At 46.0% G+C, this 18,033-nt stretch carries 12 protein-coding genes; 9 read left to right on the top strand and 3 right to left on the bottom strand.

Annotated features, from left to right (window positions below; translation table 11 throughout):
• The first annotated feature begins 121 nt into the window (after positions 1-121).
• The 8 genes from ACKTT9_RS28165 (at position 122) to ACKTT9_RS28130 (ending at position 14,773) form a co-directional block, all read left to right on the top strand.
• Positions 122-1,423, top strand: a complete 1,302-nt coding sequence (locus ACKTT9_RS28165) for an ABC transporter substrate-binding protein (RefSeq protein WP_407868524.1) — start codon at positions 122-124, stop codon at positions 1,421-1,423.
• 145 nt (positions 1,424-1,568) lie between these two features.
• Entirely contained in the window at positions 1,569-2,390 is an 822-nt protein-coding gene (locus ACKTT9_RS28160; RefSeq protein WP_157317415.1) for a carbohydrate ABC transporter permease, read from the top strand.
• A complete protein-coding gene (locus ACKTT9_RS28155; RefSeq protein ID WP_407868523.1) occupies positions 2,387-3,211 on the top strand; it encodes a carbohydrate ABC transporter permease in 825 nt (274 codons plus the stop codon). The genes ACKTT9_RS28160 and ACKTT9_RS28155 overlap by 4 nt, the downstream gene beginning before the upstream one ends.
• Positions 3,212-3,458: 247 nt before the next feature.
• The gene (locus tag ACKTT9_RS28150; RefSeq protein WP_407868522.1) at positions 3,459-5,495 is read left to right on the top strand and encodes an efflux RND transporter periplasmic adaptor subunit; all 2,037 of its coding nucleotides are present in this window, start codon (positions 3,459-3,461) and stop codon (positions 5,493-5,495) included.
• Positions 5,492-8,638 (top strand): efflux RND transporter permease subunit, encoded by a 3,147-nt coding sequence (locus tag ACKTT9_RS28145; RefSeq protein ID WP_407868521.1) that lies wholly within the window; start codon positions 5,492-5,494, stop codon positions 8,636-8,638. The genes ACKTT9_RS28150 and ACKTT9_RS28145 overlap by 4 nt, the downstream gene beginning before the upstream one ends.
• A 55-nt stretch (positions 8,639-8,693) precedes the next feature.
• Entirely contained in the window at positions 8,694-11,510 is a 2,817-nt protein-coding gene (locus ACKTT9_RS28140) for an S-layer homology domain-containing protein (protein ID WP_407868520.1), read from the top strand.
• 202 nt (positions 11,511-11,712) lie between these two features.
• Positions 11,713-12,846, top strand: coding sequence for a S1C family serine protease (locus ACKTT9_RS28135; RefSeq protein WP_407868519.1), 1,134 nt, complete (start codon positions 11,713-11,715; stop codon positions 12,844-12,846).
• A gap of 16 nt (positions 12,847-12,862) precedes the next feature.
• Entirely contained in the window at positions 12,863-14,773 is a 1,911-nt protein-coding gene (locus tag ACKTT9_RS28130; protein WP_407868518.1) for a stalk domain-containing protein, read from the top strand.
• A gap of 58 nt (positions 14,774-14,831) precedes the next feature.
• On the opposite strand, the gene ACKTT9_RS28125 is transcribed toward ACKTT9_RS28130, so the two are convergent.
• Positions 14,832-15,506 carry a hypothetical protein gene (locus ACKTT9_RS28125; protein ID WP_407868517.1) on the bottom strand — a complete coding sequence of 225 codons (675 nt, stop codon included), beginning with the start codon at positions 15,504-15,506 and terminating at the stop codon, positions 14,832-14,834.
• A gap of 176 nt (positions 15,507-15,682) precedes the next feature.
• Between ACKTT9_RS28125 and ACKTT9_RS28120 the strand changes: the two genes are divergently transcribed.
• The gene (locus ACKTT9_RS28120; protein WP_407868516.1) at positions 15,683-16,222 is read left to right on the top strand and encodes a GNAT family N-acetyltransferase; all 540 of its coding nucleotides are present in this window, start codon (positions 15,683-15,685) and stop codon (positions 16,220-16,222) included.
• Between the two features lie 297 nt (positions 16,223-16,519).
• Here ACKTT9_RS28120 and ACKTT9_RS28115 read toward each other — a convergent pair whose 3' ends face one another.
• Positions 16,520-17,416 carry an IS3 family transposase gene (locus ACKTT9_RS28115; protein WP_407873025.1) on the bottom strand — a complete coding sequence of 299 codons (897 nt, stop codon included), beginning with the start codon at positions 17,414-17,416 and terminating at the stop codon, positions 16,520-16,522.
• A gap of 5 nt (positions 17,417-17,421) precedes the next feature.
• The gene (locus tag ACKTT9_RS28110; protein ID WP_407868515.1) at positions 17,422-17,781 is read right to left on the bottom strand and encodes a transposase; all 360 of its coding nucleotides are present in this window, start codon (positions 17,779-17,781) and stop codon (positions 17,422-17,424) included.
• Positions 17,782-18,033: the final 252 nt, after the last annotated feature.

The raw sequence follows: 18,033 nt of genomic DNA, 5'->3' as shown, positions 1-18,033 counted from the left end.
TAAGCCAGTGGAGTGATATCAATATTATCCAATCCGAGATGCTTTTTCTGTCCAATGAATGGTGGCGCTTTCTTAAGTATACTAGGTTCGTAAGCGTTACCATAACAAAGGGGGCGACAAAATGAAGAAAGCATTTGTAATGATAGTTGCTATGGCTCTGCTAGGAAGCACGGTAGCTTGTTCTTCGGGTCAAAGCACACCAAGCGCTGGAGGAAGCAGCAATGCCAAAAGCGAGGGTGCGGCTAAAAAGGTTGAGCTAAAAGTATTCCTTGGCGGCTTGGACCGTTTTCGCGATCAATTTGAGAAGTACTTCGCTGAATTTGCTAAAAAAGAAAAGAAAGAGAAAAATATCGAGGTTACGATCAACACCGAGTATCCGGGCTCCGATAATTCCACACAAATTTTGAAAACGCGTCTAGCCACTGGCGATGTACCGGATATTTTCAGTTTGCATGCCGTGAACGACATTCCTGACTATTACAAAGCCGGTTATTTGGACGATTTAACGAACCAACCGCTTTCCCCTAAGCTAATAGATGGCATTAAGTCACTCGTGACAATTGATAATAAAGTCGTAGCGGTACCTATGGAAAGCTTGGCATGGGGGTATCTTTACAACAAAAAAATCTTTAAAGATTTAGGCATCAAGCCGCCGTCTACTTTGACAGAAATGAAGGCTGTTGTTCAAAAGCTGAATGACAATAAAATTAAGCCGTTTATGCTCAGTTACAAAGAAAGCTGGATTCCTCAGTTGTTCTTGCCTCTGGCCATTGGCGGATTAGGCAACTCCAGCCACAAGGATTTTGTTGATAAAATGAACAAAAACCAAGGAAGCTTTGCAGATGTGAAAGAGATGTTCGGAATCATCGATCTTGTTAACAGCAATGGCACTGATCGTGTATTTGAAGTAGGCAACGATGACGGGGCTGCTGATTTCGCTGCCGGCAAAGCCGCTATGTGGGTGCAAGGGCCATGGGATGCAGACAGCCTATTGAAGGCTAATGATAAGTTCGAGTTCGGGGTTGCTCCTCTTCCGATCAATGATGATCCTGCGGCAACACTAATCAACGTATCTGTATCAACTTCCTTAGCAATGGCTTCCCAAGGGAAAAATAAAGAAGTTTCGGCGGATCTGCTGAACTTCATTTTGGATGATCAAGCGTCAAACGACTTGTATCAAGGATTGAAGTTCAATCCAGTGTCCAAAAACCACACGTTCAAACCGTACCCTTGGGTCGAGGACGCTTCCGTTTTTGTAAACAAAGGGCAATCGTATAAAGATCCGCAGATTCCAGCTGCCGTAAAAGATGAGTCGGGCAAAGCGCTTCAAGCCTATTTTAACAAGAAAATGTCCGCAGATGATGTCATTAAGGATCTGGATAAAACCTGGAAAGATGCGAATGCGGTAGCCAACAAAAAATAAAGATTGGAAGTCATGTTGTGCTCTGCCCTGGTCCTTTTAAGATCAAGGTAGAGCACGAGATTTTCCTAAGGAGTGAGCCCACGTGCTGAAACGCCTTGCCAAAGACCATACATCATTGATTTTGTTCGTGCTGCCCGCTTTTATCATGTATGTGATTTTTCTGGTTATTCCGATGCTCCAAGGCTCGTATTACAGCTTTACGAATTGGGATGGCTTGAACAAACATTACAGCTTCATTGGGATAGAGAATTTTATTGAAGCTATTCGCGATGATGCGAATTTTCGATCCTCGATCGTATTCACGGCCAAATACGTCTTGTTCGCTGTCGTTTTTCAGAACGCCATCGCGCTGCTGCTTGCCCTCATGATTGAATCTCAAAGCAAAGGAAAAGGGTGGCTTAGAACGATTTTTTTCATGCCAAGCATGTTAAGTATTATCATTAGTACGTTCATGTGGGTATTCGTGTTTACAAAAGTCATGCCTGCCTTGTCCAAGTATGCCGTTTTGAAATTTCTCGATATTTCGTGGTTGGGCGACCCTAACGTCTCGTTTTTCACGATCATGCTCGTTTCGGTTTGGGGCGGTATTGGAACTTTAATGATTATTTACATGTCGGCCATTCAAGGCATTCCCATGCATCTCAAAGAAGCGGCTATTATTGACGGCGCCAAGCCTTATCATATGCTGCGCTACATTACGCTGCCGTTGATTGCGCATGCGCTCACGATCTGTATCTTTTTAACCTTGAACAACTCGTTTAAAGTGTATGACCTAATCTATGCTTTGACAGGCGGAGGACCTGCCCGGGCAACGCAAGTTATCTCTATGAATATTCTGGAAGAGGCTTATCAGCGCAATTTCCGATACGGATATGCGAGCGCGAAAGCAATTATTCTCTTCCTGATCATACTTGTCATTACGCTTATTCAAGTGTCGGTGATGAAGAAGCGGGAGGTAGAGGCATGAACAAGCGGCAGTATTCGGGGCTGTCTCTATTGGTACTAGGCATCTTGGCTATTTTTTTCCTTTTTCCGATCTACATGGCTATATTGAATTCTTTCAAAACGCAGGGAGAGATGTACAGCTCCGTTCTAGGCTTACCCGTCAAGCTCCACATTGAGAACTATGTGCAAGCTTTTAGCAAAGCGAACATGCTTAAGAGCGGCTGGAATACGATTGTTGTAACCGTAACGGGTATTGTGGTCATCGTGTTATGCAGCTCTTTGGCGGGCTACAAGCTTTCCCGAACGCCTGGAAAGATGAGCAACGTGATATTCATGCTGTTTGTGTCCTCGATGCTGATTCCTTTTCAGACCATTATGGTTACTTTAACGAAGATGGCAAAATCGCTCGGACTTCAGGGTTCGCCATTTGGTTTGGGCATTGTTTGTGCTGGACTTGGCGTCAGTATGGCCGTGTTTCTGTATCACGGTTTTGTGAAAGGCATTCCACGAGAGCTCGATGAGTCTGCGAAAATGGATGGATGCAGCGAAATAAAAACCTTTTTCATGATCATTTTACCGCTGCTGCTGCCGATTACATTTACGATTGGTATTCTCAATCTGTTGTGGTTGTGGAACGATTTCCTCTTGCCGGTGCTCATGCTGACCGATTTCCGCCAATATACGTTAGTTTTGACCATCAATATGTTCTTCGGCAAGTACAGCCGGGAATGGTCTCTCATTCTGGCCTCTCTGATTTTGTCATCCATTCCGATAGTCGTCATATTCTCCTTGTTCCAACGTTGGATTATCCAAGGGATTACGGATGGTGCTGTAAAAGGTTGACGGAATGACAAGAATGATGCGGAAGGGTATTGCAGAATTAGTCGAAATTAGTCGAATGATTTTCGGGGAACCGCCCATATTGGGTGGTTTTTTCGTTTTTTCAGGCCTATTATCCTACGGAAATCGCGTGTTTTTCCTTGTTTTTACATATTCTTCACATTTTAATCACACTTCTATCATCAATGTCAAATATGGTGAAAGAGAGTATTTGCCCAAATGAAATGAAGCAGACGGAGGTTTCCATCCCATGAGGAAGTACAGTTCACTCAAGAGTACCACAATCATCGCAGTCGTTACCGCGATAACCGTCACCATAGCGGGTTGCAGCGCGCCAGCAAGCACCGCTAAACCAGGGGCAAACGGACGAACGGGAACACGTCAGATGACCGTAGAAACACAAGTTGTTAAATTGTCGGACATCGGTGGCGGGCAGGTCTTTACAGGCTCGATCACGCCGGCTTTCACTACGAATCTTTCTTCCAAAGTGAATGGCCGCATTACTTCTCTTGATGTGAATATCGGGGATAAAGTAACGGTCGGACAAGCCTTAGCGCACATTGATACCACTACGCTTCAACAATCTGTCGAGCAGAGCAAAATCGACTATGCTTTAAGTCAAGTTCAGTACAACAAAGTGGTGAATGATCAGGCGAACAGTCTGGCTCTAGCTCAGAAAACGCTAGCCGTTCAGCAAGCCGCTTACGAGAAAACCATCAATGATCAGAAGAATGCTGTAGCTCTGGCGCAAACGCAATTAAATAATGCGATTACGACTCAGCAAAATTCGATTGAAACGGCAAAACAAGGGGTTTCTACTGCACAGGTAGGCTTCAGTAAAGCACAAGCTGATGCCGCTACCGCCGTGACTGTCGCCCAGACGAACTTGAATTCACAGTTAGACAGCTTATTAACAACACAGAATAATAATATAGATACTTCTCAATTAAGCGTGCAGCAAGCTGTTGCTGCTTACAATGCCGCTCTTCAGTCTGGTAAAGACGTAGACAGTGCATTCGCTAAGCTGCAAACGACACAGCTTGCCTTGCAGCAAGCGCAGCAGGCGCAGTATAAAGATACACAGTCGGCGCAGCAATCGTTGACGAGCTTGCAAAATGCGCTGTTGACGGCACAAAGCTCGCAATCGGTGCAAGTAGCGCAGGAATCCTTAAATTCAGCGCTATTATCACTTGCTAATACACAAGCGACCGCTTCAGCTCAGCTGGATCTCAGCCGTACTCAGCTGGCGCAGTCACAATCTTCTCAGGATATTTCCAAAAACAGTGCGGAGGCTGCGCTCGAACAATCCAAGCAGCAGGTGAAATCTGCCCAGTCTACGGATTCCTTGGAGGTAAGTGCTGCTCAGCTACAGCAAGCTCAAACTAGGTTGAGCATTTTAAGCGAACAGCTTCAAGATGGTGTGTTGACGAGCCCCGTTGCAGGGATCGTAAGCGCGATTCTGGTTCCAGTCGGCCAAAATGCAGGGCAAGCTGCCGTCATGTCGATTGCTACGGTAGATCCATTATTGGCAACCGTAAACGTATCTGAAGCATCCATTGGCAAAATCAAATCCGGCTCACCGATGTCGGTTAAAATTCCTACATTGAATAAATCGTTTGATGGAACCGTGTATACGATTCATCCAACCATGGACGCTACGTCCAAATCTTTCCTGGTCGACATCAAAATTAAAGATGATAACCATGAAGTATTGCCTGGGATGTTTGCGGAATCATCACTCAAAAGTGAAGGTAAACAATCCATCGTTGTACCTGCAGATGCCGTGCTCAGCCAACCAAGCGGTAATGCGGTATACATTGTGAAAGACGGGAAAGCGTCTAAGGTGCTTGTAAAAGTAGGCGTGATGACCAGTTCATCCTTCGAAATTACTAGCGGGCTGAAAGTTGGAGATGAGCTTGTCGTTAAAGGACAAGAGCTGCTTTCCGATAACGTTCCGGTTCAGATTAATCAACCAGGACAAGAAAATGGAGCAGGCAAAGGCCAGGGGCAAGCCGGTCAGGGTCAAGGCAAGGGCGGAGGCCAAGGGCAAGGACAAGGTGGTCAAGGTCAAGGCCAAGGGCAGGGCCAAAATAGAACTGGCGGCCAAGGCGGTCAAGGCGCTCAAGGCGGCCAGGGCGGCGGTCAAGCTGGTCAAGGCCAAAGCCGAAGCGGCGGCCAAGGACAAAACGGACAAGGCACCCCAGGTAAGGGAGCTGACCCATCAGGGGCTAAGCCAACCGGCAACGGCGCTGATGCAGCAGCTCCGAAAGCGGGGGCTGGACAGTGAAATTAGCTAATTTCTCCGTTCATCGTCCTGTCACCATCTTGATGATCATGATTTCACTCGTGATCGTAGGCTCGATCGCAATTCCGCTTCTCCCCGTGGATCTATACCCGAACCTGGAAATTCCATCGGCAACGGTATCGGTTTCTTGGAGCGGCGCATCGCCAGGACAGATTGAACAACAAATTACGAAACCGATTGAGAATGCGATGGCTACCGTCACAGGAGTCACGAGTATATCCTCCAGCTCTCGTACGGGATCAAGTAACGTTACCCTGCAATTTAATTACGGAACGAATATTGATCAGGCAACCCTGACCATGCGGGATAAATTGGATCGTGTCCGAAGGCAGCTTCCTACGGATGCGGATGCCCCTGTCGTTTCACGTGTTGATCCGAACAGTACACCAATCATGACGTTAGCCTTGTATGGTAAAACAGATCTGGTCACACTGCGCGACATCGCTGACAATATTGTGAGTCCAGATGTTCAGCGATCCGATGGCGTTGCATCGGTTGGGGTTACCGGCGGACGCGTCAGACAAATACAAATTCTTGTCGAACCAAGCCGATTGCAGCAATACAATATCTCTTTCAGTACGTTGGTTTCAGCTCTCGGTAATGATAATTCTTCCACTGATGCCGGACTTGTGAATAAAGGCAGCCAGCTGGTGCCTTTGCATATTGATGGAGAATTTAAGTCAACGGCTGATATCGGAAAAGTACAGGTTCAGCTAGGACGTGGACAAACGATCGCGCTAAGCGAACTCGGTAATATTATTGATACTTATCAAGATGTTACGCTTGAAGCACGCAAAGACGGAGAAGTCAGCGTTTCCCTCTCTGTCCTTAAGCAATCGGATGGGAACACGGTTTCCGTGTCCACCAACATTCAGAACTCGCTTCAAGAAATTCAATCCAAGCTTCCGGAAGGCATGCATATCGCGGTATTGAATGATTCCGCCAAGTTTATTCGCGATTCCTTACGTACCGTTGTTGAGCATACGCTGCTTGGAGGCGTGTTCTCGGTCATCATCTTGTTGTTCTTCTTGCGAAGTGTAAGGGCGACACTCATTATCGGTGTCGTGATCCCGATTTCAATCATAAGCACATTCAGTATGATGTATTTCGGTCATCAGACGATTAACACCATCACGCTCGGGGGCTTGGCGCTTGGTCTTGGTTCACTCGTAGACTTCGCGGTCGTTGTCTTGGAAAGTATTTTCCGTAAACGCCATGAAGGCTTGTCTCCTGAGGAAGCTGCCAAAGTGGGAACTGCCGAGGTAGGTACAGCGGTTATGGCTTCAGCATTGGCCCAAATTGCGGTTTTTGCGCCGACGGCTTTCATTAGTGGCTTGGTTAAACAATTTTTCTGGCCGATGGCATTGGTTGTTTGTTTCTCTCATATAGCCGCATGGTTTGCCGCTGTAACACTGGTGCCAATGCTAGCTGCGAAAATTTTGCGCCGCAAAGTCGATGAAGAGCTGCCAACCGGCAGAAGCCTGAATCCTTTCGTTTGGTTCGGCAGAGGTATGGAGTTTCTCACGAAGGTGTACGGAAGGCTGCTGCGGTGGTCTATGCTTCATCGTTGGGTAATTATCTCGATTACAGTTCTGTTATTCGCTGCCAGCGTGTATTCAGTCCGTTTTGTAGGTAGTGAATTAACGCCAAAAACAGATCAAGGGCAAGTCAACTTAAATATCAATCTGCCGCAAGGAACAGATTTCGCCGTGACGAATCAAGTTGCTTCTACGTTGGAGACGAGATTGAAAGACGTGCCGGAAATTGATACCGTCTTTACTTCTGTCGGATCCGCCGGTGGCGGTGCCTTTCAATCAGCGTCAACGAATACGGGAAGCATTCAGATCCGATTAAAACCGCTCAGTGAAAGAAAGAAAAGTACCGATCAAGTCGCCGAACAAATCCGCACGCTCACAACGGGTTTTGCAGGTGCGCAAATCGGTGTCAGTGTTCCATCCGGGGTACGTCTGCCAGGACTTGGCGGTGGCGGTAACTTTGGTGGCGGTGACATTCAAGTTGATTTATCCGGACCGGATTTAGCCGTCTTGCAAAAGTTGGGTGATCTCGTCGCACAGGAAATCACTTCCGTGGATGGCACACGTAATGTGCAAAATACGTTAGATCGTTCGATTCCACAGTTTAATTTAACGATTGATCGTGATGCAGCGGCGCATTACGGCGTTTCCTTAAGAGACGTGATGACCGCATTGCGTACAGCTTATCAAGGAAGTGTGGCAACACAGTTTAAAACTGCTAGCTCGCAAATTTCCGTCCTAGTGAAGTATCCGAATGAATTCACGAATAAGTTGGAAAATTTCAACAATGTGACGATCAATACGGCAAGCGGTACGATTGTCCCTGTTAGTCTCATTGCCAAAGTTGAACCTGGTACAGGACCTGCACAAATTCGCAGACAAGATCAGAACCGTGTGGCGTCGGTGCAAGCTTCCGTATTTGGTGCTTCCGTTGGTGAGGTATCCGCTCTCGTCAAAGAGAAAATTGATGCGATTCAACCACCGGACGGTTACCAAGTGAAAATGGGCGGCCAGCAGACTAGTCAGAATGATTCTTTTAAAAGCTTATACTTAGTTCTTATTCTATCCGTTGCTTTGGTGTACATGGTTATGGCTAGCCAATTTGAATCGTTATATGGTCCATTTATCATCATGTTCTCCCTACCGCCAACGTTTATTGGCGGCATACTGGGACTTCTCGTCACACATCGAACGATTAATATGAACTCTATCATTGGAATGATCATGCTAATAGGGATTGTCGTTAATAATGCCATTGTATTAATCGATTATACAAACCAATTGCGTGCCAAAGGGATGCCGCTGTTCGATGCTTTGATTGAAGCGGGCAAAGTGCGGTTGCGGCCTATTCTGATGACTACGGCGACAACTGTTCTAGCGATGGTGCCCCTTGTTATCGGCTTTGGGGAAGGTGCGGAGACACAGGCTTCTATGGCAACGGTTGTAGCTTTTGGTTTGACTTTATCCACTTTAGTTACACTTGTATTGGTTCCTGTTGTTTACACATTGCTGGAAGGTTGGAAAAATGGCATTACAAAAAAATTCAAACGCAAACCAACCATTACCCAGGAACCAGGGACGATCGTTTAGTGATAGAGATCTACGAAGATAGCTTTCTTGATGGAAAGCTTTAAGGAGAAGGAACATGAAAACAGTGAAACGTAACGTTACTTTCTGGCTGCTAGGTTTTCTGCTTTTTAGTTCCTTTACAGCTTTCTCGGTATTTCCCGGGAAAGTTTTTGGGGAAACTAACAGCCCTACTACCACCACATCAGACATGAACTCTGCCTCGATTCAGCAAATTCGGGGCGGGAAAGGTTTTACGGTTGTTTTAAAGAAAGACGGTACCGTTTGGACATGGGGAAATAACCTTCGCGGTAAGCTGGGGGGAGGACTGAGCAATCGTAATCAAGCGACACCCATCAGCGGATTGTCGGGTATTACGGCCATTGCGGTTGGTTCGGCTCACTCCTTGGCACTCAAGTCGGATGGCACCGTATGGTCTTGGGGGGAGAACACATTCGGCCAGTTGGGCGACGGATCCACGATAGATCGGTCGACACCTGTCCAGGTGGCTAATCTCACTCATGTGACGGCAATTTCCGCAGGTAATTTCCACTCGGTTGCCATCAAGGACGATGGAACAGCTTGGAGCTGGGGAGATAATACGTACGGCCAACTCGGAGACGGTACGAATACTACTCAAAATAAACCCGTTCAAGTTATTGGCAACATCGCTTCTGTTAAAGCAATAGCGAGTGGTGCTTACCATACTTTGGCGCTAGATCAAGACGGCGTTGTATGGGCTTGGGGTGATAATTTCTTTGGCGAGCTGGGTTATGGCTTTGATCAAAACCGTTTGAGTACGCCGATTATGGCTACAAGCGCCAACTGGCATATTACGCAGATCGCTGCCGGATTCGACTACTCATTAGCTCTTAAAGATGACGGTACCGTGTTAACTTGGGGACTGATCGATTCAGACCCAAGCACGATGTATAGCGCTATTACGACGAATACGCAGGATGCGCATAAGTTCCCCGTACTTATTACCGGGTTGGATCATGTGACTCAAATCATGGCTGGAAGTTCGCATGCAGTGGCATTAAAAGATGATGGCAGCGTGTATACATGGGGGAACAACACCTCTGGTCAGTTAGGTGTAGGAACGGGATTTGATGGGAAAACCTGGAGCCAGACGTTTCCTAACCATGTTAATGATCTGCCCGAGATAGCCAGCTTAGGGGTAGGTTCCAATGACACTTTTGCGATCGATAAAGAGGGTAAGCTTTGGGCATGGGGGAACAACAGTTATAGCCAACTTGGCGACAACACCCTGAACAACCAACCTGCTCCGGTTCAAACGAAAGTGAACGAATGGTTGAATCCTACCGTGCTTAAGCCCGGCGAAGGAACAGTTATCATAAAAGCGCCTAAAGATCAGCCTCTTATGGCGAGCGAAAGCAACACATTTATTATCAAAAACAATCAGCTGTACGGTTGGGGCAGTAACACATTCGGCCAATTGGGAGACGGAACGCATACTTCCGCCATTTCTCCAAAAGCCATAAGCTTGGACGGGATTGCTGCCATCGAAGGCGGTGACACACACATGGTTGTCGTTAAGAAGGATGAGACCTTATGGACATGGGGGCAAAACTTCTTCGGTCAATTGGGCGATGGAACAACGACACCAAGCACGGCACCGGTTCAAGTAAAAGGCTTGAATGGTGTGGTATCCGCGTCAGCGGGAAGCAATCATACTGTGGCCCTGCTTAATAATGGTTCTGTTTGGAGTTTTGGCGACAATACCTATGGACAATTAGGCCATGACACAACGGCAGCGTCGAACCAAATTATCCAACTATCCAACATTGTGGCTATCGCTTCAGGTGCTAATTTTAACTTAGCCCTGGAAAATACCGGGAAAATATGGGCGTGGGGAGATAATACGAATGGACAGCTAGGAGATGGGACGCTTGCCAGTAAGCAGCAGCCTGCACAGATTTATGATCTAGCTGGTGTTATCGCGATTTCGGCCGGCAAGAACTTTGCGCTTGCTCTCAAGGATGACGGCACCGTCTGGGCTTGGGGCTACAACGCCTTCGGACAGTTAGGCAACGGAACAACCGTTAATCAATTGAAGCCAGTTCAAGTGACGACATTGCCTTCCATGAAATCCATACATGCAGGCTCTTATCACAGTCTAGCGATTGCGAATGACGGGAGTGTTTGGGCATGGGGACAAAACCTTTTTGGACAAATCGGTGATGGTACGAAAGCCAATCAGAATAAACCGGTACAAATCAAGGGGATTGCCAAAGCAGATGACGCTGCGGCAGGCGGGACACATAGCGTAGTGAAAGGAACGGACGGCACCATTTGGACGTGGGGCGGCAATTACACAGGCCAACTGGGGAGCAATTCCTTAGCAAATCGCAATCTGCCGGAGGTTGTTACTGGGTTAAATGCTTCTTTCAATGATTTGGAAGGGCACTGGGCGAAGGAAAATATTCTTCAAGCAGCAGAGCAAGGCATTGTAAATGGCTATAGCGACGGCAGCTTTCTTCCTGATCGTGTCATTACAAGAGGTGAATTTCTGAAGCTTGCCGTTACGGCTATGCATCTGCCTATTGCTTCAGAAAACACAGGCGGCGCCTGGTATCAACCCTATGTTGACGCTGTGCAAAAGGCGGGCATTCTGCAAGCGGGTGACCTGCAGCAAGGTTGGGATCTTCCGATTACCCGTCAGGAGATTGCAACAGTTGCCCTCCGTGTCATAACCCCGGATTTGCAAAAAGCAAATACCGTCATTGACCCAAGCTTTGTGATGAGCGAAGCTGTGAGCAAAGGAATTATACAAGGTTTAAGCGATGGAAGTTTGGCTCCGAATGAGGCAACGACAAGAGCGCAAGCGGTCGTCGTCGTCGAGCGTGTCGGAAACGTTCTGCAAGGCAAGTAATTCTATCCAGATAGCTAGATAGGAAAATCAGAAAAGATACAGTTGGAACACAAAGAGTAAATCGTACTCTAGTGATCCAGCTGTATTTTTTCGTTTTGCACCAGAAAGATGAATAGAAAGATTTTCCACCTATCCTACTTTCCATATTTATGTATAATAGAAAGGGAGCTATTTTCCATAAACTAGTTAGGGAGAGATTTATTTGAAAGTGCACACTCGCTATGTAATATCTACTTTACTAGCACTCACGCTCTTGGGAGGAAATGGCCAAGTATTCGCAGCTCAAGCCACCAGTGTTTCGCATTGGCAAACGAAGGAGCTGGACGGTGAGGTCTATGTGAAGGCATCCGACGTTGTCAAAACGCTTGGGGGAAGTGGAGATTACCGGGCTGAAGAGAACGATTTTAGCTATACTTCTGCATCTCGTATAACGGAGGTAGTCAAGAAGGTATCTCCATCCATAGTCGGAATTATTGGCAAGCCGATGAGTGGGAGCCAAGCTTCGTCGGACAACCGTTTTAATTTAGCACATGGCACCGGAATTATTGTTCAATCCGATGGGCTCATTGTTACCAATGCGCATGTAGTTGAAGACATGAAGCAGATTATCGTTGTAACCTCAGACGGGAAGCAATATGCGGGGAAAACGATTCATTTGGATGAAGAAAGCGATTTGGCTGTCGTTCAAATTGACGCCAAAGACCTGCCGGCAGCCACATTCGCCAAAAGCAGCAATGTTGAGGTCGGTGAACTTGTTGTTGCGATCGGGACGCCGATTACTTTTGCACTTCGCAACTCCGTTACCTACGGCGTGATTAGCGGGACTGACCGCTCGCTGCATTCAACGTATCGCCTGCTCCAAACCGATGCGGCTATTAATCCAGGCAATAGCGGCGGCGCATTAGTTAATCTTAAGGGTGAGGTTATCGGTATCAATTCGTTGAAGTTATCTGCCGCAGGTATCGATGGACTTGGATTCGCTATTCCTTCAGACACAGTCCAATATATTTTGAATCAGTTTATAAAATACGGCAAAGTCAAACGTCCTGCGCTTGGTCTGGAAGTAGAGGAGAGCTGGGCGGCTGTTGTCGGGCTTCCTACAGATGAGCCGCTTAAGGTTTCGCGCGTAGATCCGCATACGTCCGCTGCCGATGCCGGAATTAAAGAAGGCGATGTCCTGTATTCTGTCAATAATTCCAATGTGAAAACACTGGTTGATTTAAATGAGTTATTGAAACAATATTTACCCGGAGACAAGGTTACTTTGACCCTGCAGTCTAACGGAGACATTATCCAAAAGGATATAATCTTGCTGGATGCGACCCAAACCCAATAAACTCGGAAGGTGACAAATGATTAAATTACGCTCTACATACCTGATTTTACTAGCATTTATACTCATCATGATTCAACCGCTCAGTGCTTTTGCCGCTGATACAGAAACGAAGGATCAATCCGTACAGATTCAATTGAAGCTTGGTGAAGATCATATTACGATTAACGATCAATCCATTTCCGTTGAAACTCCTTATGCGAACAATGGCGTGACGCTTGTACCTTTGCGAGTCATCACATCCGCGTTCGGCGCAGCGTTAAGCTGGGCATCTGAAACACAGACGGTAGGACTCACCTATAATGGTACATCCATTTCGTTACAAATCGGCAGCACAACAGCGACAGTCAACGGGAAAGACGAACAAATCGAAGTTGCTCCCGAGTTGAAAAATGGTACGACCATGGTACCTCTCCGATTCATTTCGGAAAAGTTTGGAGCCAGTGTGAAGTTTGACGAAGCGACTTCAACGATTGCGATTTCCAGCACGCGCGCAGCCGGCACGGATGCGGGAGGCATTGATTCAGATCTAGGAAAGACGCATATCGGCAACAGCTATTATGGCTGGTCGATGAAATATCCGACAGGTTTGGTGAAGAGTTATCAGAGCTTTAAGGAAGATTATGTTTCATTCAATGATGCAAATGGTGAGTACCACATTAACATTTCGGTGAAGTCCGATATGACCGAGAATATGTCGGAGGATGCTCTACTGGACTTGCTGGTGGATGAAACAGACGGTGAACCGCTACTAGAGAAAAAATATGTTTCAAGCGGTGCACATCCATACGCGCTCATTAAATCCAAGGATGATGGTGAACTTTTTGAATATCGCGCTTATCAAAGCGGCGACAAAGTATATATCCTTATTTTCACGATTATAAAGGAAGAAACGGATAAAGTTATAACGAAACATAATGCTTATCAGGATCTATTAAACAGCTTCCAAATGTCATTCGATACAAATGTTAAAACCTTGAAAGACCTCTCGACAGTGAAAGATGGCTTGCGCATGTATACGGATGAAACGTATGGGATTTCCATCAAGATCCCAGCCGACTGGTCGAAATCCGGTAGCAACAGCGAAATGATTCAATTCATTGATCCGAAGAAAAAAAGAAGTATCGGTTACAAAGTGACTTCCAAGTCGGATAGCGATACGCTGCAAAAATGGTCCGATCGAGATGCCGCCAATTATAAGCAGCTGTATACTCCAGCATATAGCAAAATGGAAGCTTCACGAAGTATCGTCGTTGACGGGAATCAGGCGCTTGTGACGCGAACGTCGAATACATTCGACACTCGCATTTGGGATTCATCGGAGAATGTGAATCTCATCAAAGGAAATTATAAATACTTTATTTCAATTGGTTATAGCAATAAAGAAGATCTATCTGATAGTTTTATTCAATCCACTTTGCAATCCATTAAGATCGGTAAACCAGCTAGTTCAATAGGGACGATAAAAGACAGCGAGGAGAACTTGGACCGTTCGAAAACGAGTGTAGTGAAGAATAAGAACTATAACTATACAATTTCAGTTCCCGACTATTGGAAGCTGAATGCAGCAAAAAGTAAAAACGGCAGTCTAGAGTATAACTTCGGGGCAGGGTATTTTCTATTACTACCTGATGATTCAGAACTATCTGGTTATACCCCCCAAGAGGTTATCAAACAAATTAAGGAAAAATCACTAGCTGAGTTCGGCGGTACTGATCTCAAAGAGACCACCAACCGGACGGAAACCATCAATGGTGTTCAAGCGCTCTGGGTAGAATGGGAGTTTAAGAACCTCGTAACGACAGTCAGCTTCTTTCAAAAGGATGGAACTTCCTATCTGTTCATGACGATGTACCCGAAGGCAGTCCAAACGGAGTTCTTGCAAAAACAAATTTTGGATACAATCAAATCATTCCAATCAACAAAATAAAGCACTAAAAAAGCCGGAGACCATCTCCGGCTTTTTTGTGCTTTTTTTATGCCAACAATTAAATATCATCCGTCAAAACAAGCGTATCCCCGTTAACGGTTCCCTTCAGCTTCAACAACGAAAGATTAACGTAGACCGTGCCGTCATAGGTAAAAGATCCCGTTCCTTTGGAATATTGGCTTTTGGTGGCAAATAAGCCGACAAGCTGACCATTATAGCTAAGCTGCAGCATGGGCTCTCCCCAGCTAATCGTGTAAAAGCTGCTTAAGGTCGAAAGAGAGACATAACGCGCTCCGTCCACTTGGATGAGGCCAAATTCTCCCGTGCTTTTTTGGGATTTTTCATCCTCTAAACTGAGAATCACCGTTTTAATTGCTTGGTAGCCGCTGCTAGGGTCACCAGGCACTTGCGGTTCAGGTGTTGCGGACGGGGAAGGTGTCGGCGATGGAGTTGGAGTTGGGAGGGCAGGCTGTACCTCCTTTTTCTTTAGCGAAATGCCGAGGTCGGCATCGAAAGAAACATCGTATCCGGTTGCTTCACCAAAAGCACGTACGGGCAAATAAGAAGTACCGTCCACAACGATAGCCGGAGTTGCCAGTGTTTTGCCTTCAATCTGGAAGGGGAAAGCCCCCTGAATTGTTTTTCCTATTAAACTAGTAACTTCTTCTGCATGCGCAGAAAGTGTCGTAGCCAAGAGAAATCCGGCGATACCGCCGATGAGATACTTTTTCAATTGATGCACCGCCTATTGGGTAGATTGTCTATGATTAATAATACGCTATGTTGTTTTTGTGCTGCAACTGTATGGCTTTTGAAATTTACATAAAGTAAATGCAGAATTTATATAATCACCGAACTCCTTTTATATACTTAAATTGCTTGAATATAGGGACTAGGTGGTAGAACAAAATGATCAGAAAACGCAACTTGCAAGAATGCCATTCTCTGTATAACTTAATCAAAGATCCTGAGGTTTTTCCTTATGTGCGTTATAAATGCCAGTCGTATGAAGAATATTTATTCGTTACCAAGCAGTTAATGGTGGAAGAAGAGCAGATGACGTGTATTTCCAGAACGATTCTTAACGAGATCGGGCATCCCATTGGTACGATAGATTTATATAACATTGAGAATAAAGCGGGTTTCCTGGCGACATGGATTGGAGCTCCTTATTTCGGCCAAGGTTATAATCAACGGGCGAAGGAATCCTTTTTTACGGAGCTCTTCCTTGAACATAGAATTGAAACGGTATTTTTGAAAGTCAGGAAACAGAATATTCGCTCAAAAAAAGCCGTTGAAAAACTGCCGTATGCCAAGTTAGCCAATGATTTAAACTCGCATGTCTATGCATCTATCAATCCTACTGAACAGATCTATGATTTGTATCAAGTGGAGCGGTCGGACTTTTTAGAAGCAAGTGAAGGTATGCAGCATGAGGTTGCGACATAATGAGAGAAATGGACCGGTACTCCAGTGGGGGCCGGTTTTTTTATTTTTGGGGAACTGGAGTCCTCTATTATGGAGAAAATGGGTCTGTATCCTCTGTGAGGGGAACTACAGGCTCTTATTTGTCCTTCATGACCCGCAGTTCGCGTCGAATTGGCAAAATAGCGGACTGTAGTTCCCCTCTACCTCTGAAACTGTGCGTTTCCGGTCAGACCCCCTAATTCCGGAGAATTGTTAGCGAAAGTAACGTTGCTCTTAGAAATCCTTTGTTTCTTTCTTCTTTCCGTTCGTTTTCTTCTTTTAGACGGCTCGAATGTAGTCCGCTAACTGATCCGGGTGGGCACTTGCCCACTGCATGAATGCAGCTGGGGATCGTTTACCAAGGTTTTGGTGCATGCGTCGATTGTTATAGAAATTAACGTACGTTTCAACGGCGTCGTATGCTTCCTGGAATGTACCAAAAACCTCTTTCGTGAGTAAATCTCGCTCCAGTGTTGCGTGAAAAGATTCAATGTAGGCATTCATATTTGGCGTCTTTGGCGGTATACGCTCGTGCGTAATCTTCTCGTCCTCGCAGAGCTCGCCGAATGCTTTGCTAACGAATTGCGGACCGTTGTCCGTGCGTATGATGGGCATTTCCTCAACATCTGTTAAACGTAAACGTAGGGCAGTTCTTACTGCTTGACAGACCTGCTTTGCGTCGCAGCTAGAGCCTAGATGGTAACCTACGATACTGCGGTCAAACACATCAATGATGCCCGCCATGTAAAAGAACTGGTCATAACCTGCCACATAGCCGTACTTAATGTCGAGCTGCCAGAGTTGGTTTGAACGTTTGATCGTGTGGTTACGAGCCAGTTTCCGTGGATAATGAATCTTCTTTCGCCGCTGCGGATGAAGGATGCCAAGCTTCTTGCATAGGCGGTACGTTTTCTTCTTGTTGATGACCAGATTGTGTTGGATACGCAAGCATTCATTCAGCATCAAGTAGCCATAGCTATGCTCTTCACCGGAAACGAGTTCCATCAGCCATTCTTCGATCTGCTCATCACTGACGGCTTCACCTGAGCGCGTAAAAGAGTAATTTGTCACGGGTCTACCACGAAGTACTGCGATTGTTTTCTTCGTCGTGGTTCGTTGCTCGGACTTTCTCCTGTCGTAGTACGTCGAAGAAGCGACTCCAGTAAGTTCTAGTATTGTAACTACCGCGTTTCCCTGCCCAATAAACGTTTGTGCAACGTGGAGTCGATCACTGAGGCAGGGCTCGTCTTTTTTACGAGCTCACGCAGAACTTCATTCTCAAGTTCCTTTTCCCCCAATGCCTTTAAAGCTCGATTGTATTTTTCTTCAAGCTCAGCCAATCGTTTGGAGTCGTTAATGCGTTCGTCGATCGTAGGTAGGGCGTCTGCACCAAATTCATCTTGAAACTCTTTTACCCAGTTTCGAATGGTCTTCGGTGAGACCTCATACTTCCTTGCAAGAACACCAACTTTAATCCCGGCTAAAGCTTCATGCGCCACTTTGTTACGAACATCTTTGAATGCATTGTTTCGTTGTCTCATTCCGTTCAGCCCCCTTTATTTAATAGTACCTCATTTCCCTAGGTACTCTCCAATACAATTAGGGGGCTAAACAGTTTCCTCAGAAATAGCGGACGCCAGTTCCCCCTAAGGAAAAATCTTAGCCGGATTCCTGCTAGTTTCCAAGAAGAACCCGCAGTTGGCGGCTCTTCTGATAGAAAATGATTTTACCCCCTACGAATCATGAGATTACCTATCACCCAATCGCCTGAAAAAGCGTTAAAATAGACATAT

Origin of the sequence: Paenibacillus sp. P36 (assembly GCF_045866505.1) — a bacterium.
GTDB classification, from domain to species: Bacteria; Bacillota; Bacilli; order Paenibacillales; family NBRC-103111; genus Paenibacillus_E; species Paenibacillus_E chondroitinus.
The sequence above is the reverse complement of the archived record's forward strand: the minus strand, read 5'-3'. Positions and strand labels throughout refer to the sequence as shown.